This window comes from Pseudaeromonas sp. HNCC25DJ180, assembly GCF_055413345.1.
In genome coordinates, this window is the sequence record NZ_JBVAYF010000018.1 from 59,694 (window position 1) to 76,260 (window position 16,567).

The 16,567-nt window shown below is 57.5% G+C and carries 12 protein-coding genes; 6 read left to right on the top strand and 6 right to left on the bottom strand.

What is annotated here, in order from left to right; translation table 11 throughout:
- Positions 1 to 363: 363 nt before the first annotated feature.
- Together ligA and zipA are read right to left on the bottom strand one after the other, a co-directional pair.
- Entirely contained in the window at positions 364 to 2,412 is a 2,049-nt protein-coding gene (gene ligA / locus ACZYTD_RS15585) for an NAD-dependent DNA ligase LigA (protein WP_463893417.1), read from the bottom strand.
- Between the two features lie 79 nt (positions 2,413 to 2,491).
- Entirely contained in the window at positions 2,492 to 3,268 is a 777-nt protein-coding gene (zipA, locus tag ACZYTD_RS15590; RefSeq protein WP_463893419.1) for a cell division protein ZipA, read from the bottom strand.
- A gap of 241 nt (positions 3,269 to 3,509) precedes the next feature.
- Between zipA and cysZ the strand changes: the two genes are divergently transcribed.
- Positions 3,510 to 4,262, top strand: a complete 753-nt coding sequence (gene cysZ, locus ACZYTD_RS15595) for a sulfate transporter CysZ (protein WP_463893420.1) — start codon at positions 3,510 to 3,512, stop codon at positions 4,260 to 4,262.
- A gap of 50 nt (positions 4,263 to 4,312) precedes the next feature.
- Here cysZ and mnmL read toward each other — a convergent pair whose 3' ends face one another.
- Complete coding sequence (mnmL, locus tag ACZYTD_RS15600; RefSeq protein WP_463893422.1) at positions 4,313 to 5,239, bottom strand: tRNA modification radical SAM protein MnmL/YtqA; 927 nt, start codon at positions 5,237 to 5,239, stop codon at positions 4,313 to 4,315.
- Between the two features lie 292 nt (positions 5,240 to 5,531).
- Between mnmL and ACZYTD_RS15605 the strand changes: the two genes are divergently transcribed.
- Complete coding sequence (locus tag ACZYTD_RS15605) at positions 5,532 to 6,965, top strand: GNAT family N-acetyltransferase (RefSeq protein ID WP_463893423.1); 1,434 nt, start codon at positions 5,532 to 5,534, stop codon at positions 6,963 to 6,965.
- Between the two features lie 18 nt (positions 6,966 to 6,983).
- Here the strand turns inward: ACZYTD_RS15605 and ACZYTD_RS15610 are convergent, their stop codons facing one another.
- Positions 6,984 to 7,349 (bottom strand): YidH family protein, encoded by a 366-nt coding sequence (locus ACZYTD_RS15610; protein ID WP_463893425.1) that lies wholly within the window; start codon positions 7,347 to 7,349, stop codon positions 6,984 to 6,986.
- Positions 7,350 to 7,459: 110 nt separating this feature from the next.
- Positions 7,460 to 8,206: a substrate-binding periplasmic protein gene (locus ACZYTD_RS15615; RefSeq protein WP_463893427.1), complete on the bottom strand. Its 747-nt coding sequence runs from the start codon at positions 8,204 to 8,206 to the stop codon at positions 7,460 to 7,462.
- Positions 8,207 to 8,491: 285 nt separating this feature from the next.
- Here ACZYTD_RS15615 and ACZYTD_RS15620 point away from each other — a divergent pair, with 285 nt between their 5' ends.
- Together ACZYTD_RS15620 and ACZYTD_RS15625 are read left to right on the top strand one after the other, a co-directional pair.
- Positions 8,492 to 9,145 (top strand): thiopurine S-methyltransferase, encoded by a 654-nt coding sequence (locus ACZYTD_RS15620; RefSeq protein ID WP_463893428.1) that lies wholly within the window; start codon positions 8,492 to 8,494, stop codon positions 9,143 to 9,145.
- A 343-nt stretch (positions 9,146 to 9,488) separates the two neighbouring features.
- Positions 9,489 to 10,256 carry a bacterial Ig-like domain-containing protein gene (locus ACZYTD_RS15625; protein WP_463893429.1) on the top strand — a complete coding sequence of 256 codons (768 nt, stop codon included), beginning with the start codon at positions 9,489 to 9,491 and terminating at the stop codon, positions 10,254 to 10,256.
- 152 nt (positions 10,257 to 10,408) lie between these two features.
- Here the strand turns inward: ACZYTD_RS15625 and ACZYTD_RS15630 are convergent, their stop codons facing one another.
- Positions 10,409 to 12,619 (bottom strand): alpha-amylase, encoded by a 2,211-nt coding sequence (locus ACZYTD_RS15630; RefSeq protein WP_463893431.1) that lies wholly within the window; start codon positions 12,617 to 12,619, stop codon positions 10,409 to 10,411.
- Positions 12,620 to 13,304: 685 nt separating this feature from the next.
- Between ACZYTD_RS15630 and ACZYTD_RS15635 the strand changes: the two genes are divergently transcribed.
- Together ACZYTD_RS15635 and ACZYTD_RS15640 are read left to right on the top strand one after the other, a co-directional pair.
- The gene (locus ACZYTD_RS15635; RefSeq protein ID WP_463893433.1) at positions 13,305 to 14,618 is read left to right on the top strand and encodes a hemolysin family protein; all 1,314 of its coding nucleotides are present in this window, start codon (positions 13,305 to 13,307) and stop codon (positions 14,616 to 14,618) included.
- Positions 14,619 to 15,623: 1,005 nt separating this feature from the next.
- Positions 15,624 to 16,406 (top strand): hypothetical protein, encoded by a 783-nt coding sequence (locus tag ACZYTD_RS15640; RefSeq protein WP_463893435.1) that lies wholly within the window; start codon positions 15,624 to 15,626, stop codon positions 16,404 to 16,406.
- The last annotated feature ends 161 nt before the right edge of the window (positions 16,407 to 16,567 follow it).

A 16,567-nucleotide genomic window follows, 5' to 3' on the forward strand; every position in this document is an offset into this window, starting at 1 on the left:
ACGCTCCTTATGCTTGTTACTCTTGTCAGCTAGCGGCTCTTCTCTACTCCAGTTGCGCCCCAACCACTGGATCGCACCTAAGAAAAAAGCATTAGCCTCAAGCCATCATCCCTGTATCAGCCCATGGATTCTGTCAGCCGAGTCACGAAAACCATTTCATAGCCCCATTCTCGCCTAACTCTGTTACACCAGTTTGAATCCCTCGCCAGCGACTGCACACTACACTAACTTACCTCGCCGCCAGTTGAAATGGGAATTCCCTCACCCTGAAGAAGCAGCAGGCTGGCGCACACTGGCCATAAAAAACAAAGTCCGATCGGTTCACACCTATCGGACCTTATTTGCCTGCTCCGGAGCAGACGATTACCAGCTTATATCGGTGGGATCCGCAAGCAGCGCGAGCAACTGACTCTCATCCAGCACGGGAATGCCCAGCTCTTCCGCCTTGGCCAACTTGGAGCCTGCCGCCGCCCCCGCTATCACGGCACTGCTCTTGGCCGAGACCGAGCCCGCCACCTTGGCACCCAGCGCCAACAGGGCCTGTTTGGCCTCATCCCGGCTCATCTGGGTGAGTGTGCCGGTCAGCACCAGGGTCTTACCCAGCAGAGGCAACGCCTGGGGCTCGGGGCGAACTATGGCTGGCCACTCCACCCCGGCGCCCCCCTCAGCCTGGGCAGTGGTCAGTTGCTGCAACACCTCCAGATTATGGGGCTGGCGGAAGAAGTAGTAGACATGCTTGGCTACCACCTCACCCACATCACTCACCTGCTGCAACGCCTCGACACTGGCCGCCATCAAAGGGGCTAGCTCACCAAAGTGCAGGGCCAGCGCCAGCGCCGTGGCTTCGCCCACCTCGCGAATGCCCAAGGCAAACAGGAAGCGCGGCAACGTGGTGTGCCGAGCCTGCTCTATGGCCAACAGCAGCTTCTGGGCTGACTTGCTGCCCATCCGCTCCAGCTCGCTCAAGGAGGCCTCCTCCAGCCGGAACAGATCGGCTGGCGTGGCCACCAGATGCCGATCCACCAGTTGCTCTATCAGCTTGTCACCCAGACCTTCAATATCCATGGCGCGCCTGGCGGCAAAGTGTTTGAGCGCCTCCTTGCGCTGGGCCTCACAGAAGAGACCCCCGCTGCAGCGGGCGACCGCCTCACCGGGTAGCCGCTCTACTTGCGAGCCACAAACCGGGCACGCCGTAGGAAACAACACCGGATGACAACGGGCCGCATCCCGCCGCTCCAACACGACACCAACAATCTGCGGTATCACGTCACCGGCCCGGCGCACAATCACGGTATCGCCCACCATGACCCCCAGCCGCTCTATCTCATCGGCATTGTGCAAGGTGGCGTTGGAGACGGTGACACCGCCGACAAACACCGGCTCCAGCCGCGCCACAGGCGTGATGGCACCGGTACGACCGACCTGGAACTCGATCTCCTTGAGCTCGGTCAGCTCCTCTTGCGCGGGGAACTTATGGGCCACAGCCCAGCGTGGCGCCCGGGAGACAAAGCCCAACTGCTCCTGTAGCGGCAGGGAATCCACTTTGAACACCACGCCATCGATCTCAAAGGGCAGTTCATCCCGACGCGCTAATATGGCCTCGTGATAGGCCTGGCAGGCTTCGATGCCCGAGCCACGACGGATCTCGGCGCTTACCGGCAAGCCCAGACACTTGAGCCAGTTCAGACGCCCATAGTGAGAGTCCGGCAGCTCGGCCCCCTCGACCACCCCAATACCATAGGCATAGAAGGCCAGAGGGCGCCGCGCCGTGATGCGCGGATCCAACTGCCGCAGACTGCCTGCCGCGGCATTGCGCGGATTGGCAAAAATCTTCTCACCAGACTCCTGAGCGTCGGCGTTCCAGCGGGCAAAACCGGCCTTGGGCATAAACACTTCCCCCCGCACCTCAAGCCGGGCGGGGATCTCGTCCCCCTGCAGGGTCAAGGGGATGGCGCGAATGGTGCGCACGTTGGCGGTGATCTCCTCACCCGTCTCCCCATCGCCGCGGGTGGCGGCCCGTACCAGGTGGCCCGCCTCATAGAGCAGGCTCACGGCCAGACCATCCAGCTTGGGCTCACAACAGAAAGCTAACGGCTCGCTCTGGCCGAGACGATCCTGGATACGGCGGCCAAAGGCCAGCAGATCCTCGGCATTGAAGACGTTATCCAGGGAGAGCATGGGTTGTTCATGGCGCACCGAGCCAAAGGTGCTCAATGCCGCCCCACCGACCCGCTGAGTCGGGGAGTGATGGCTCACCAGCTCAGGATGCTCGGCCTCCAGGGCCAGCAACTCCCGGAACAGGCGATCATATTCGGCATCGGGAACCGAGGGCGCATCCAGCACATAATATTCATGTTCGTAACGGGTCAACATGCCGATGAGCTGGCTCATCCTGGTTTTGATATCAGCCATGGAGCAGATTCCTAGCGAGGTCATAAACAGAAAGTGCGGCCCAAGCCGCACTTCTTATCACTATGTAATGCACTGCGCCCTATTGATTGTCGTAGGCGCGCAGCTCATCAAAATATTGCGCCAACTGATATTCGGTCAGGGGCTTGCGCTCCATGTCCATCAGCAAGCCATCCACTTCGCCCGCCAGCTTGTCGGCGGCCTGCATCATCAACTTGAGATGAGCCTCGGCGCGCCCGGCATGGGGCAGTTGCATGAAGAGGGAGATACCTGGCGTCGAGAAGTGAACCATGCGTGCCGGATCGAAGGTGCCAGGCTTGACCATGTTGGCGGCGCTAAACAGCACATCACCGCGGCCATCCGGCTCCAGATGGCGGTGGAATATATCCATCTCGCCGAAGCGGAAACCGAGCAGCTTAAAGCCACGCAGCAGATCCTGACCATCCAGCTCATGCCCCTCACGGGCCATGATATTGATCAGATAAACATCACGCCACACCTTGGCCTCGGGCACTAGCGGCTGGGCGGGCTCGGGAGTCAGCTCAGCGGTATGCTCCTGAGACTCCAGATCGTCCACCGCCTGAAAGCGGGGCATGGAGAAGTTGGCATCGGGCTCACGCCGTTCGGCAACCGGCTCTTGCCTGCGAGAGAGGATGCGCACCTTACCGATCCCATCATGATCGAAACCATCCAGTTCCTCATCTTCCCCAGGTTTGTTCTTGGTATGGGGAACGCGACCCAAAGGTTTATCCTTGATGGAAAACCGCTTGTTCTTTCGATTAGACCACAATCCATGAATGATCAGGGCGACTATCGCCAAAGCCCCAATCACCACCAGAACAATTCGCAAATCCTGCATTGCTGCTTCTCTTTCTAATTTCTGTCTAGCACAAAAAGAGCCGAAGCTCGTCCATTGTTGCCATCAGCCATCCGCTGCTGACTCAAGCGCCGCATCCAAGATGCCAATTGCTGACTGGTTGTCACACAAAAGGCACAGTAGACTGAGCGCAACAAGCCAGATCTGGATACAACTGTACTGACTTTACCAAAACAAGACACTATTTGTAATATCTGCAACAGATTTGAATATAGGAATCGTTATGGAACTGGGTCAAATAAATAAAAGTGGCATCCATTACTTAATCACAGGTGCTCGATTAATCACTCAGCCGGGTATTCGCCTGTTTGTTATTTTACCCCTGCTGACCAATATCATTCTGTTTGCCAGCAGCTTCATCTGGCTAATAAATAGGCTGGATGAACTCTCCAACACCCTGCTGCAGGCGCTCCCTGCGTGGCTGGATTGGCTCAACTACCTGCTCTGGCCTCTGGCCATCCTCACCATCTTGCTGCTGTTCTTCTTTATTTTTGGCTTGATTGCCAACTGGATAGCCGCGCCATTCAATGGTCTGCTGGCCGAACAGGTAGAGGCCAAACTCACAGGCAAAACGGCTCCAGATGCCAGCTTGGCCACGCTACTGCGGGATATGCCTCGGATCTTTCGCCGGGAATGGCAAAAAATAAAATACTACCTGCCTAAGGCATTGGGCTGCCTCATACTGTTTTTTATTCCTGTGCTGGGCCAGACACTCGCCCCCCTGCTCTGGTTTTTATTTTCCGCCTGGATGGCCGCCATTCAATATTGCGACTACCCCTTCGATAACCATAAGGTCGCCTTTGCTGATATGCGCCAGGCGCTGGCCCAGCGTAGGATACACAATCTGAGCTTCGGTACCGGCGTCACCCTCTGCACCATGGTGCCCGTGCTCAACTTCCTCATCATGCCCATCGCCGTCTGCGGTGCCACCGCCATGTGGGTCGATAACTACCGTCCACGCTTCGTTCCGGCTTAAGCCACAACGCAAACAGGGCCCGATGGGCCCTGTTTGTCATGCTCGCACTCTCATGGCTGCAGAAGGAAAGGGCGTCCCAGGGCCATCCCCTGGTTGCCGCTACGCCCCAGCTGCTCCGAGATGGCCACCATGCCACTCCAGCGATTCTCGCACCATTCAGGCGCCAGCAGGGTTGGTTTGCGCGCCGAAGCCGATACCCTGTGATAGACAACCTCGGGCGGGGTGTGTTGGATCATGGCCACCGCGGCCGCCACATACTCCGCCAGCGAGATCACCGGCAGGCGGCCGGCCAGCCAGGCTTTACCCAGCACACTCCCCTCGACTATATGCAAGGGATGCAGTTTGATGCCATCGGTTCCTGTTTGTACTACCTGCTTGAGGGTGGTCAGGCTGTCCATCGGCTGCTCACCCGGTAAGCCGACTATGAGATGAGTGCAGACCTTAAGTCCGCGACTGCGCGCCCGGATCACAGCACTCTCGTAGGCACGATAATCGTGACCTCGATTGATGCGCTTGAGGGTGGCATCGTGCGCGCTCTGCAGTCCCAACTCCAACCAGACTTCAAAACCCTGCTGCCGATAGCTGGCCAACAGATCGAGCACCGCATCGGGCACACAGTCCGGCCGGGTGCCCACGCACAAGCCAACGATATCCGCCACACCCAACGCCTCTTCATACATCTGCCGCAGGTAATCCACCTCAGCATAGGTGCTGGTATAGGCCTGAAAGTAGGCCAGATAACGCTTGGCCCGAGTGGCCTCGCTGGCTCGTGCCGCTAACTGTTCGGCAATGGAGCGCACCTGGGCCGTTTCATCGGCAAACGAGGCCACATGACAGAAGGTGCAGCCACCGCGCCCCAGGGTGCCGTCACGATTGGGGCAGGTGAAGGAGCCATGCAGCGTCAGCTTATGGATCTTTTCGCCATAACGACGCTTGAGGTCATCCCCCAGCATGTTGACGTGCTGATTGAGTTGCATAAGGGCTCCATTTGGCCTTCTAATATTGTCAGATTAAGTCTCTGCGCGGACGGGGCAGTGTAACCAACTCACCTCAGATTGGGCATGATCCAGCGCAACCACAGCCCCGACCATACCAATAAGGCTCTTTGAGAAACCAAGAAACAAAAAACCAAGAGGAGACGCTTTCAGCCCCGCTAGTCGCTCTTAACCATTCGTGCCATGCCTCCTGCTGACTATGACAGGCCTGAGCCTAAAACCGCCCCCTCCCTCCTACTGTTTAGGTAGTTGAGCGTAACAGCAGAGGTGGACCATGTACCGTTGCCGAATAGCACAAGACCTACGGGATCATCAGCAACTGCAACAGCTGCGCTACACCATCTACTGCCTGGAGAAGGCGTGGCTCAACGCCAAGGCCTATCCCGCCGAGCTGGAATCCGATCACTTCGATGCCTATGCCACCCACTTTCTCGCCGAAGATGAAGAGGGGAAGATATTGGGCGGGGTACGACTCATACGTAACGCCTACTCGCCCCATGACTTGCCCGTCTGCCATCACCCCGGCTATCCGTCAGAGAACCGACTGGCCTGGAATTCGGCAGAAATCTCCCGGCTGGTGGTGACGCCGGATCGCCGTAATGGCGAGATCACCCGCCTGCTCTGTCGCGCCCTCTACCAATATGCCCGGGAGCAGGGGATAGAGCAGGTCTATATCGTCAGCGAACCCAGACTGATAGCCCAGCTCAGGCGCCTCGCCATCCACTTCACCCCGTTAGGCCTGGCCCATCACTACTTCGGCGCCCCGACCCTGCCCGCTCGGCTGCTGGTCAGTCAACTGCGCCAACAGCTGGAGCAGGGAGCCGCCGGGCTATGTCACTGGTATCACGAAGGGATGAGTGCGGAGAGTAACCCTGGTAACCCGCTGTTTGCCCGTAACTGGGCCTTCATCCCCCCCTCCCTGCAGCAGCGCCTTAAACAGTGTCGCCTGCTGCTAGCGGGCACAGGGCTGGGCAGCGTGGTCGCTGAGGTGGCCATCCGAACCGGATTCGGTGAGCTGATTGTTGCCGATGGCGACCAAGTAGAGGTCTCCAACCTCAATCGCCAAGCCTTTACTCAGGCAGATCTGGCCTGTAACAAAGCCGAAGCCCTGGCCCGCCATCTGCTAACCATCAACCCTGAGCTACGGCTGGAGGTACACCCTCATTTTCTGGATGACGCTTCACTACCTGAGCTCATAGATCGCTGCGACATGGTGATCAACACCATAGACTTCGACCATCCCGCTTTTCTCGCCTGCAACCGCCTGGCCCAGCAGGCCAACAAGCCTGTGCTCTTCCCGCTGAATCTGGGCTGGGGCGGCGGCTGCTTTGCCTTTACCCGCCAAAGTTGCAGCCTGGAGCAGATGCTGGATCTGGATCCAGCCCAACCTTTGACCCTGCACGAGATCAAACAGCGGCTCATAAACCATATTGGTCAGCAGCACCATCCCGCCTACCTGCAACCTCTGGTGCAACAGCTGCTGCACGCCGATGAGCGTGCCTGGGCCCATGACCCACAATTGGCGGTCGGCGCCCAGCTCTCGGCAGCCCTGGTGGTGACAGCGGCGGTGGCACTGCTGCAGGGGCAATGCATTCGCCTAGCCCCTGAGCTCAATGCCGTGGATCTGCAAACGCTTTGGGCCGGAGATGGGGAGGCCATGAGCGTCACGCACAAGGTTCAACTGGAGAAGAGCCCTGCGCCGGAGTAACGCTCGGCACCGGATCCACTATTTGAGGAGGAGATAAAGCAGCAGTAAACAACCCAGTATCGCCACGACCAGATTGAGCCAGGTGGCCAGATGCACTCGGTAACCGGCCGGGATCTCCTCTGGCCCCAGGCTATTGAGCGTCACATGATACTGTTTGGCTGAAAGCAGGGCAGTCAGCGCCCCCAGGAGCACAAAGGCTAGCCCCACCAAAAAAGAGAGCCACTCTTCCCGTGGTGAAACCATACCCGGCGCCATGATGCGCAGGTAGAGGCCGAAACGCTCGATGACAAAACCAAATCCCATCAGGGCCAGGCTGGTACGATTCCAGGCCAGCAGGGTTCGCTCGGCGGCAAACAGCACCCGGGGATCTTGCAGATATGACATGGTAAAACCTCATTGAAAATGCATAGTCCGGTCTAACTTGAGTTTAAAGGCTAGATTGGGGCTATATCGCGCTATGACACGTAAAATCCCCCCGGACGTTAATCACACCATCATTGATTATAGCGCCGCAAAGAGTCCAGCTCGCCCCGGGCGATGAGCCGCTCCATGGCTTGCGTCAGTTTCTGTATCAGCACTTGGGCATTGGGCGCCTTTTTCGAGACCAGTAGGTAAAGCTTCAGTTCGCTGAGCAGCATGACCGCCAACTCAGGCGGCTGCGCCATCTGTCGCAGGGTGTAATTGACGGCCAAGGAGTAATCGAGCAGATAATCCGCGCGCCCGGCCCGTAACATCATTAGCGCTTGTCGGTGATCCTTGGCCTCGCGCACCATGGGGGGGGGCACCAACCCCTGCAGCTTGAGTAACGTCCCGGCATAGCTGTAGCCACGAATGACGATCAACGACTTACCCGCCAGGGCTTGTACCTGGGGCAGAGCCGGTGTCGTAGGCAAGCGATAGAGCTGCAACCGTATGACATTGAGTGGAGAGGGGGAAACATAGACCTGGCCGTCATATTCAGGCGCATGTTGCAGCCCGATGAAGAAGTGCGCCCCACCACTGGCCAGTAAGCGATAGAGACGCTTGGGGGGATAACCATCCACCCGATAGCGCAACCCTGCCTCAGCCATCAGCTTGGCGATCTCCGGCATCATGACGCCCCCCACGGCCTGGTGTGGCGTAACCTCATAAAAGGGTGGAAAGTCGAGTACCCCCACCTTCACCTCATCCTCAGCCCAACTGCATGCTCCGAACAAATAGAGGCAGCCAAGCAAGGCAATCTTGTAGCTATGCAGCATCATCCTGGCTCCCTTTCTCCCGGCTCCCCTACTGAGTATAGATGCCAGACCCCACCCGTTGGCGATCTGCTGCACTCTTGGCTGCCATGATGCCAGCGATTGATGCCAGCGATTGATGTCAGCGGCCCTGGCCACAAGCAGTGCCATAGCTCGCCCCAACCCCAGTATGAACCGAGCCACAAGTTTAGCAGCGTTACACGACTAACCATGTTAGCCTCGGCTAAACCTGCCCAACGGCGCTGTTCGCATTTTGCTGAACCTCTCTCTGGTGCATCCACAGGAGAGACCATGAGTAATCAGCGCTGGAAAGCCAAATGGAAGGCGAACGATATCGCCTTCCATCAATCCGATAGCAACCCTTATCTCCCCCAATTCTGGCCCACGCTCGCGCTGGCACCGGGCTCCAGCGTGCTGGTCCCCCTGTGTGGCAAGAGCCATGATCTGACCTGGTTACAGGCGCAGGGGCACAGGGTCATCGGCATTGAGCTCAGCCATATTGCCATCCAGGCCTTCTTTGCCGAGCGGGGGCTGGTGCCCGCGCGTCAGCGTCACGGCCGTTTCATCCGCTGGTGGCATGGGGAGATAGAGATCTGGTGTGGCGATCTGTTTGATCTCAAGGGGCCGGATCTGGGCGAGATAGCCGCCGTCTATGACTGTACCGCCCTCACGGCGCTGCCCGCCACCAGTCGCAGCGACTACATCCGCCAGCTAACATCCCTGCTGGCCGTCCATAGTCAGATCCTGCTGTTGACGACTGAAAGCTGTGATGAGACAGAAACTGGTGGCAGCAGCCAGCCCGATAGCGAGGTGCTCTCCCTCTACCAGAGCCGCTTTGCCATCGAACTGCTGCATGGCCACAGCTGTATGAAGGTCGATCCTGAATTCCCCGACTTACCGGCTAATCCGTTGGCCGAAAAGGTCTACCACATGAGCCCCCTCTAGACCTGACGCTTGTACACAACTTCCATCCCATTGATGAGCAATCCAGGTAAGGGAGCTTCGGCTCCCTTTTTTTTTCAAGGGGAGAGGTCGGGTTTGCCTTTTAGCTTGTTTTGATTTTTTTACGCGCCTGACTAGTTCATTCAGAACAGATCCGTATCGCTAATCCATCCGCGGCGCATCAAGAGCATAGGCGGCGTGTGTGTCCCGAATGAAGATGAGCCCCAAACTTAAACCCGAGCTCAACGAGATCCGGTTTTCATTCTTTTCAGCGCCGATCCGCGGCTATGCTCTGGACTCCTGATGGGAGTCATCAGGAGAACGCACATCACGCCAAGGAGGCCCCATGTTGCGCTACGCTCTCTGTACCCTGATCTGTTTTACCCTGCTCTGCGCTCATACCACGGCCCAGGCCGCCACCACGCCGGTGTTTGTCAATCTGGGTGTCACCCACAACCCCAACAAGACCCTCTACGCCCCGGATGAACCGCTGGATCTGCGCGGGCTCATTGTCTCCAAGATCTATAGCGACGGCAGCAGCAAGCGGGTTTACGGCCTCACCACCGTCAACGCCAGCGGCTTTGATAGCAGCACACCCGGAGAAAAAACGGTGATGATGCAGTATCAGGGCAACTGGTGCACCTTCAAGGTGATGGTCAAGGCCACCAGCGAGAAGAGCAGCGGCTTCTACCGCGTCAAGGGCGAGAGCATCCGCATTCGCACCGAGAACAACATCTCGGCGGTGGTGACTGTGCTGGGTGGACAAACCCAACTGACGATGGCGGGCGCCAACGGCGCAGGGGGGGAAGCCACCTTTATGCTGCTCGCCGATGGCGTAGGCCTGGGTACGCATACCGTGACCTATATGAATGCCACCAACGCCCAGGGCACCACCGCCCTCTTATTGGTTAACCAACCGGGCAAACCCATAGGTACTCTGACCATCACCCGCTACGCACCCGACTACGGCATGGTGGCAGGCAGCTTTACCCTGAAGGCGAGCGGCTGGAAGGCCGATTCAAGCAATCCGCTAGCCCCCTTTATCTGGAGCAACAGCAAAGGCAACCTGAGCGTCGCCGGCTCCTTCAAGCTGCTGGGGCTGGGTAACCACTAAGTGCCAGCGCAGGGCGGCCCTCAATAAACCGTCGACCAAGTTCATGCTCCGGGCTTTACCCGCGCATCAAGTGGCTAGTCAACCGTGAACCAGGAGACCCCGCCAAAGCGGCTTGGGTCTCCTGACCTCACTAACCAGCCGTCGTCGCGGGCTTACTGCGGCGAACCTGCGTAGATGATCAGCACTGTGTCGTTGCCCTTTTGCCGCAAGAAGGCATAGGGGCTGTCACTAATTTTGCTATGGCTACCGGCGGCAATGGCCGGATGCTGCTGGCGGAACTGCCCCAGCTTCTGCCAGTGGGTGACCAACTCCGCCTTGGGCCCCTGGGCCAGCTCCTGCCAGTTCATATCCGAGCGCGCCGCCTGATCGAAGACACCGTCATCGGCCATCAATCCCCGTCCCGACTCGTCGCCGTAGTAGATCTGCACCCCGCCTGGCAGCAACATAAAGCTGTTGGCCATGCGCCGCTGCAGGGCGATATTCTCGAAATCGCCGAAGAAGAGCTTGGTATCGTGGGAGGAGAGATAGCTCAGGATATTGACGCCAGGCTCACTCACCACCTTGGCGTATTTGGCATAGACGGGCTCGGCCGAGTTCATGCACAGGGCATTGGCCAGCGCATCGAGCTGGTAGTCAAAGTTGATCAGCGAATCAAAGCCATTGTCATACCAGTGATCCCGCGCCACGCCATGCTGCCACACCTCACCCACCATGAAAAAGGGGAGATCGTCGAGCTTCTGCTTTGGATGTTCCGCCTTCCACTGGGCCAGCGCCGCCGTCGCCGCGGTTTTCAGTTTGGCCCAGACTTGAGGCTCCACATGCTTGACCGTGTCGGCGCGAAAGCCGTCGATGCCAAAGCGACGCACCCAGTCAGTGTGCCACTGGACAAGATAATCGCTGACGCTGGCATGGGGCAGCTCGCGGGCCCGGGTATCCGCTTTGTGTTTGAGTAGCGGCGGCAGGCTCACGTAGCCGGTCGATTCGGTCAACAGATCCGGCAACCCGCCGATTGTGGTGGTCACCTCATCACTACCCGGTGTGGGGTAGCCTGGCAGATCGGCACGCACCCACTCTGGCCCCCACCACTGGCTCCACTGGGCCGCCTGGTAGTCGATATGGGCGGAGAAGCCGTGCCAGTTGCTATAGCGCCCTTGCGGCCGCCAGTCGGACCAGCGAGCAGGCAGACTCTGGCTATCGCGCACCACGGCTTGCGGCCCCACATCCTGCAGATCCGCCAGGTTGGCATAGCCCACATGGTTCATGATCACATCCAGCAGCACGCGGATGCCCCGCTTGTGGGCCTCAGCCACCAGGGTGCGCAGGGCCTCTTCGTCGCCAAAGTTGGGATCGATACGGGTGAAATCCAACGGCCAGTAGCCGTGATAGCCGTAGAAGGGGAAAGAGCCATCAGCACCGCCGCCGACAAAGCCGTGGATCTGCTCCATGATGGGCGAGATCCAGATAACGTTGCTGCCCAGCGCCTGAATATAATCGAGCTTGTCGATGACGCCCTGCAGATCGCCGCCATGCCAGGTGCCAATCTCGTTCTTGCCATCCCCGCTGCGGCCAAAGGAGTGGTCATTGCTCTTGTCACCGTTGTTGAAACGATCGGTCAACATAAAGTAGACGGTGGCATTCTCCCAGTTGAAGGAAGCCCGCACCGGCTTGCTAACCGGCTCAAGCAGCAAGATCCCTTCACTGCCTGACGCCGGCGTCAGGGTGATCTGGCCCGCCGTCACCTTGGCCTGCTGGCCCGAATAGGCATCGCGCAGCACGGTGCCATCTGGCCACGCCTTGCCCACCGATGCGGTCACAGCCCCGCCACGCCAGAGATGACAAGCCACCTCCGGCAGCGCACGTTTGACGCGTCCCGTATGGGTAGCGCGCAGTACCGTCAAGGTCGGCGCGTCAGCCTTGGCATTATCCAGGGTAAAGTCGTAGTCGCCATCGAGCAGCACCCGCAACTGGTAAGGGTGCTGACCGGCGCAGTTACCCAGCGGATTAGCCTTGCCGAAGGGGAGCGGTGCCGCCTGCGCGGGGCCAAAGGTGCTGCCGCACTGCCTGGCCCTGTCGGCGATCTGGATCCGGTAACTCCCCTTGGCAAGCCGGGTCGTCAGCCGGTACTGCTGCTTGCCGACCGAGTTGAACTGCAGCGAGTCAGCAGGAGCCTTATCGTCAATGAAGAGATAGAGCGGCGACGAGAGGCTGGAGGGCGGCGTTACGGTTGAAGTGGTCAGCGTGTGTGTGGCCGTGGTTGGTATAGCCGTAGTGGGTGTTACTGTGCTCTGCGGCGTTGCAGCTTGCGCCGCGCCAGCCAGCAAAGCGGGCAATATGGCCAGCGCCAGTTGCGATAATTTAAACATGGTTACTTCCCTGGTAGTCATCTGGCGAGGGCAATGCACCCCAAGGCACTCCTTGCCTCACCCGGGCACTATGCAGAAGAAACCCGCCCCCCGGATCCTCCACCCGGGTCTATTTACAGGGTGGAACCGCCCCCGGTGCCAACCCTGACGCTTAGACACAAGGCCCACCCCATTAATACGATATCCAGGAGAGCAGAGGCGCCAGCAAAAGGGAGACCCATCCAGAGTGGATGAGTGTCCTTTTAGCTTATGATGCCCCGTTATCCTGACCGCGCACCGGTTACGTTCACCCCTCGGCCCGATAAGCGGCGGCTGACTTATGGCGAATAGGCAATGGGTAGTAGGTTGGGCTGAGTTGGGCGAAGCCCGACGTGTAGTGAGGGATGGCGGCGGCATCGCCCGCCTATCGTACTCGCTCACGTCTGGCGCGGGCGGGGTAAGGATTTGACAGCTGGGGGGCCCACTTGTACGATTTGCTTCCCTAAGTTACCAGAGGCGTATCCGGGTCAATCCGGCTCTATCTATCTATGGACATTCCCAGTTGTCGAATCTTCGACGCTAGCTCCTCCTGTTACCCCCTGAGTCTGACTCATACCCGGTTGTTATCCTGCTCTGCCCTTCGATCTTGCCCATCCGGCACTCGCCCTATGCCCCTCCGTTGCCAGCCTGTTTATGGAGACAGACAATGGAAATCCTGATCCTGTTAGGACTTGTGTTACTCAATGGCCTGTTCGCGATGTCAGAAATCGCCTTGGTGACCGCGAAGAAAGCCCGCTTGATGAAGTTGGCCCTGGATGGAGATAACGCCGCCCGGGTGGCGTTAAAACTGGGTGAAGATCCGACCCAGTTCCTCTCCACCATCCAGATCGGTATCACCTCCATCGGCATCCTGAACGGGATTGTCGGTGAAGCCGTACTGGCTGCGCCGCTCTCTGTGTGGCTGCAATCCTTCGGCGTGGCCACCGCGACCGCCAATCTCAGCGCCACCGCCGCCGTCGTCGTCGGTGTCACCTATATCTCCATCGTGATCGGCGAGCTGGTGCCCAAGCGGATTGGCCAAATCAACCCCGAGCCCATAGCCCGTCTGGTCGCCCGCCCCATGCAGGTGCTGGCGCTGGTGACACACCCCTTCGTGGTCTTGCTGAGCCTCTCCACCCATGGCTTGCTGCGCCTGCTGGGCGTGCGGCAGGATGGCCAGTCACGGGTCACCGAAGAGGAGATCCACGCCATGCTGGAAGAGGGTTCGGAAGCCGGCATCATAGAGCAGAGTGAGCACAATATGGTGCGTAACGTGTTCCGGCTGGATGACCGGCAACTGGGCTCCTTGATGATCCCGCGCTCCGATGTGGTCTATCTCGATATCCTGCATCCGACGGAAGAGAACCTGACCCGCTTGATCGACTCCGAACACTCGCGCTTCCCGGTCTGCGAAGGCGGGCTGAACAACCTGCTCGGCGTCATGCATGCCAAGCAGGCGTTGTCGGCCATAGTGCGCGGCGAAACCCCGAACTTCACCGCCCATCTGTCGCCCTGCATCTATGTGCCGGAGACCCTAACCGGCATGGAGTTGCTGGAGCAGTTCCGCCAGAACAATATGCAGATGGCGTTTGTGATCGACGAATACGGCGAAATCGAGGGTATCGTCACCCTGCAGGATGTGCTGGAAGCCGTCACCGGCGAATTCACGCCGAGCAATGCCGACGATGCCTGGGCCATCCAGCGCGAAGATGGCTCCTGGCTGCTGGATGGCGCCATCCCCATCCTCGAGATGAAGGATCGGCTGGCGCTCAAGACGGTGCCGGAAGAGGACAAGGGCCGTTACCACACCCTCAGCGGCATGGTGATGCTGTTGCTGGGCCGCGTGCCGAGCACCGGCGATTATGCCGACTGGCTGGGCTGGCGCTTTGAGGTGGTAGATATGGATGAGAAGCGCATCGACAAGATCCTGGCCTCACCGCGGCCGGATGACGAGAGTGCGCCACCGGAATATATGTTGTAACGGGTTTTATCGTTGTCACGATTTGCTGGATCAGACCGGCCCCTGCGGGGGCCGGTTTGGTTTTTTATGACCCTGATTTTATGACCCTGAGCGGGTCATGGCGCCCATCAGCGGCTGCGGCTTATCCGCTCGGCCAGCGCACCGAACGCGTTCCCCTCCTCGGCCATCAATACCAGTCGTTCGCCCTGAGCCGTCGAAGGGGCCGTCATTCTCTATCTCATTGGTTTTATTAATTGGTAGTAGGTTGGGCTGAGTTGGGCGAAGCCCAACACTGACCCTATGGCGGGTAGTTGCCATTACGGTCGGATCGGGATTTTAGAATCTGGATTTGGGGATCTGGATTGGGGATTGGCTTGAGCCGGTTCCGCCCTGGCCGGCTTGGGGTTATGTGTGTACATCAAACGAGCAAAAGCGATGGTGATACCCGCTCGGCAGACGGCTTCGGGTTTTGTGTGTCAGCCAAAAGCTGCAGCCATACGAATGCTCGGTTATCTGCAGAATGGCGTGTAGGAGCAAGCGAAGCTCGCGGTGCTTTTGCTTTGCTCCTCCCCCTTTTCAAGGGGGAGGCCGGGAGGGGGTCGCTTTGAGTGGTGCCATTCGCACAGCGAAATCGCACGCATGGAGGCTCGGAGGGTTGTCGAAACAGGGCTCAAAACGCTCGCTTGCTGCCGAAAAACGTAAGCAGCGAACAAAATGTGACTCCGCCCATCTGAATCCGTTTTCCCCGCCGCGCAAAGTGCGGTAGTGTAAAAATTCAAATAATTCAAGGTGATTGCAGTGAGTGACAGCCCCCGCGACGTTCCAGGCCCTGTGGCAGCCGTAAGCCAGGGGCGGTAGCGATGATGTTTGGCAGGGAGTTGGTGACTGGACATCGTTGCGATCAATGGGAGGCAGTTACCAAAATTGGCAATCGAGCTGTATAAATGAATAAATTTTCAAGAAGTTATTTTTTAAGCGAGAACATTAGTGAATTAATTATAACTACTAACTTTCTTTGGAGATTACGTGCCCAATTTAAAAATGACACTTTTAGAAAACTCCATAAGCTTTTTCTTGGAGTCGGTGAGTAAGGCTATTCAGGCGGAATCAGACGAGAATAAATGGAAATTTGCGATACTTCTTTTAGTGCAGGCAATCGAGACAAGCCTAAAAGAGCGTCTAAGAAGAACCAATGAAGTATTTATTTATTCGAACATAGATAAGCCTAGGCATACAGTAGACCTCGGCTTGGCGATTGAAAGACTTGAAAAAATATCGAAAGTAAATTTAAATCAACTCGATGTTAAATGCATAAGGACTGCATCTGAGCTTCGAAATCAAATTGTCCATTTTGAATTTGAACTTTCGATCGAGCAAATTAAGTCTAACTTTGTGAGTCTTGTTGGTTTTTATACATCCTTTTGCCGCGATCATTTGGATTCGGATATTATTCCTCAACTCCCGTCTAAACTGCATTCAGAGCTACTAAACCTCGATAGCTATATTGAAGAGCTAGAGAAGAGAGCTTCCGAACGAATGGTCACTGAAGAAATTCCAGATGATGAAATTTGGGAATGTCCTGCCTGTAAAAAATATACATTTGCAATCCACGATGGCATAGATACTTGTTACCTATGCGGACATTCTGAGCCAGTTGTTGAATGTGAGCAATGTAAGGATCTGGAATTTGAGGAAGACCTTGAGCAAGTGGATTTTGGCAATATGAAGGGCTGGGAAAACTATAAAGCTCTGTGTAAGAATTGCTTTTCAAAACTGGAAAATGAAAACCCTTATGAAGAGTATTATTGAGGTCCGCAGGTGCGATGAGGAACACCCCAGGGGGACATCCGTAGAGTCATCATCCACTCCGACAGAACTATCCTGTCCAAAGAGCGCATGCTGTTTTTATACACAGCAATCTAAAGTGGGTGTCCCGTCAGTACGTTGGACCAGAATGGCCGTTCACCATG

Bases quoted from the DNA above. Each gene is read 5' to 3' on its own strand.
- ligA (WP_463893417.1), bottom strand. From the start codon at position 2,412: ATGGCTGATATCAAAACCAGGATGAGCCAGCTCATCGGCATGTTGACC.
- zipA (WP_463893419.1), bottom strand. From the start codon at position 3,268: ATGCAGGATTTGCGAATTGTTCTGGTGGTGATTGGGGCTTTGGCGATA.
- cysZ (WP_463893420.1), top strand. From the start codon at position 3,510: ATGGAACTGGGTCAAATAAATAAAAGTGGCATCCATTACTTAATCACA.
- mnmL (WP_463893422.1), bottom strand. From the start codon at position 5,239: ATGCAACTCAATCAGCACGTCAACATGCTGGGGGATGACCTCAAGCGT.
- ACZYTD_RS15605 (WP_463893423.1), top strand. From the start codon at position 5,532: ATGTACCGTTGCCGAATAGCACAAGACCTACGGGATCATCAGCAACTG.
- ACZYTD_RS15610 (WP_463893425.1), bottom strand. From the start codon at position 7,349: ATGTCATATCTGCAAGATCCCCGGGTGCTGTTTGCCGCCGAGCGAACC.
- ACZYTD_RS15615 (WP_463893427.1), bottom strand. From the start codon at position 8,206: ATGATGCTGCATAGCTACAAGATTGCCTTGCTTGGCTGCCTCTATTTG.
- ACZYTD_RS15620 (WP_463893428.1), top strand. From the start codon at position 8,492: ATGAGTAATCAGCGCTGGAAAGCCAAATGGAAGGCGAACGATATCGCC.
- ACZYTD_RS15625 (WP_463893429.1), top strand. From the start codon at position 9,489: ATGTTGCGCTACGCTCTCTGTACCCTGATCTGTTTTACCCTGCTCTGC.
- ACZYTD_RS15630 (WP_463893431.1), bottom strand. From the start codon at position 12,619: ATGTTTAAATTATCGCAACTGGCGCTGGCCATATTGCCCGCTTTGCTG.
- ACZYTD_RS15635 (WP_463893433.1), top strand. From the start codon at position 13,305: ATGGAAATCCTGATCCTGTTAGGACTTGTGTTACTCAATGGCCTGTTC.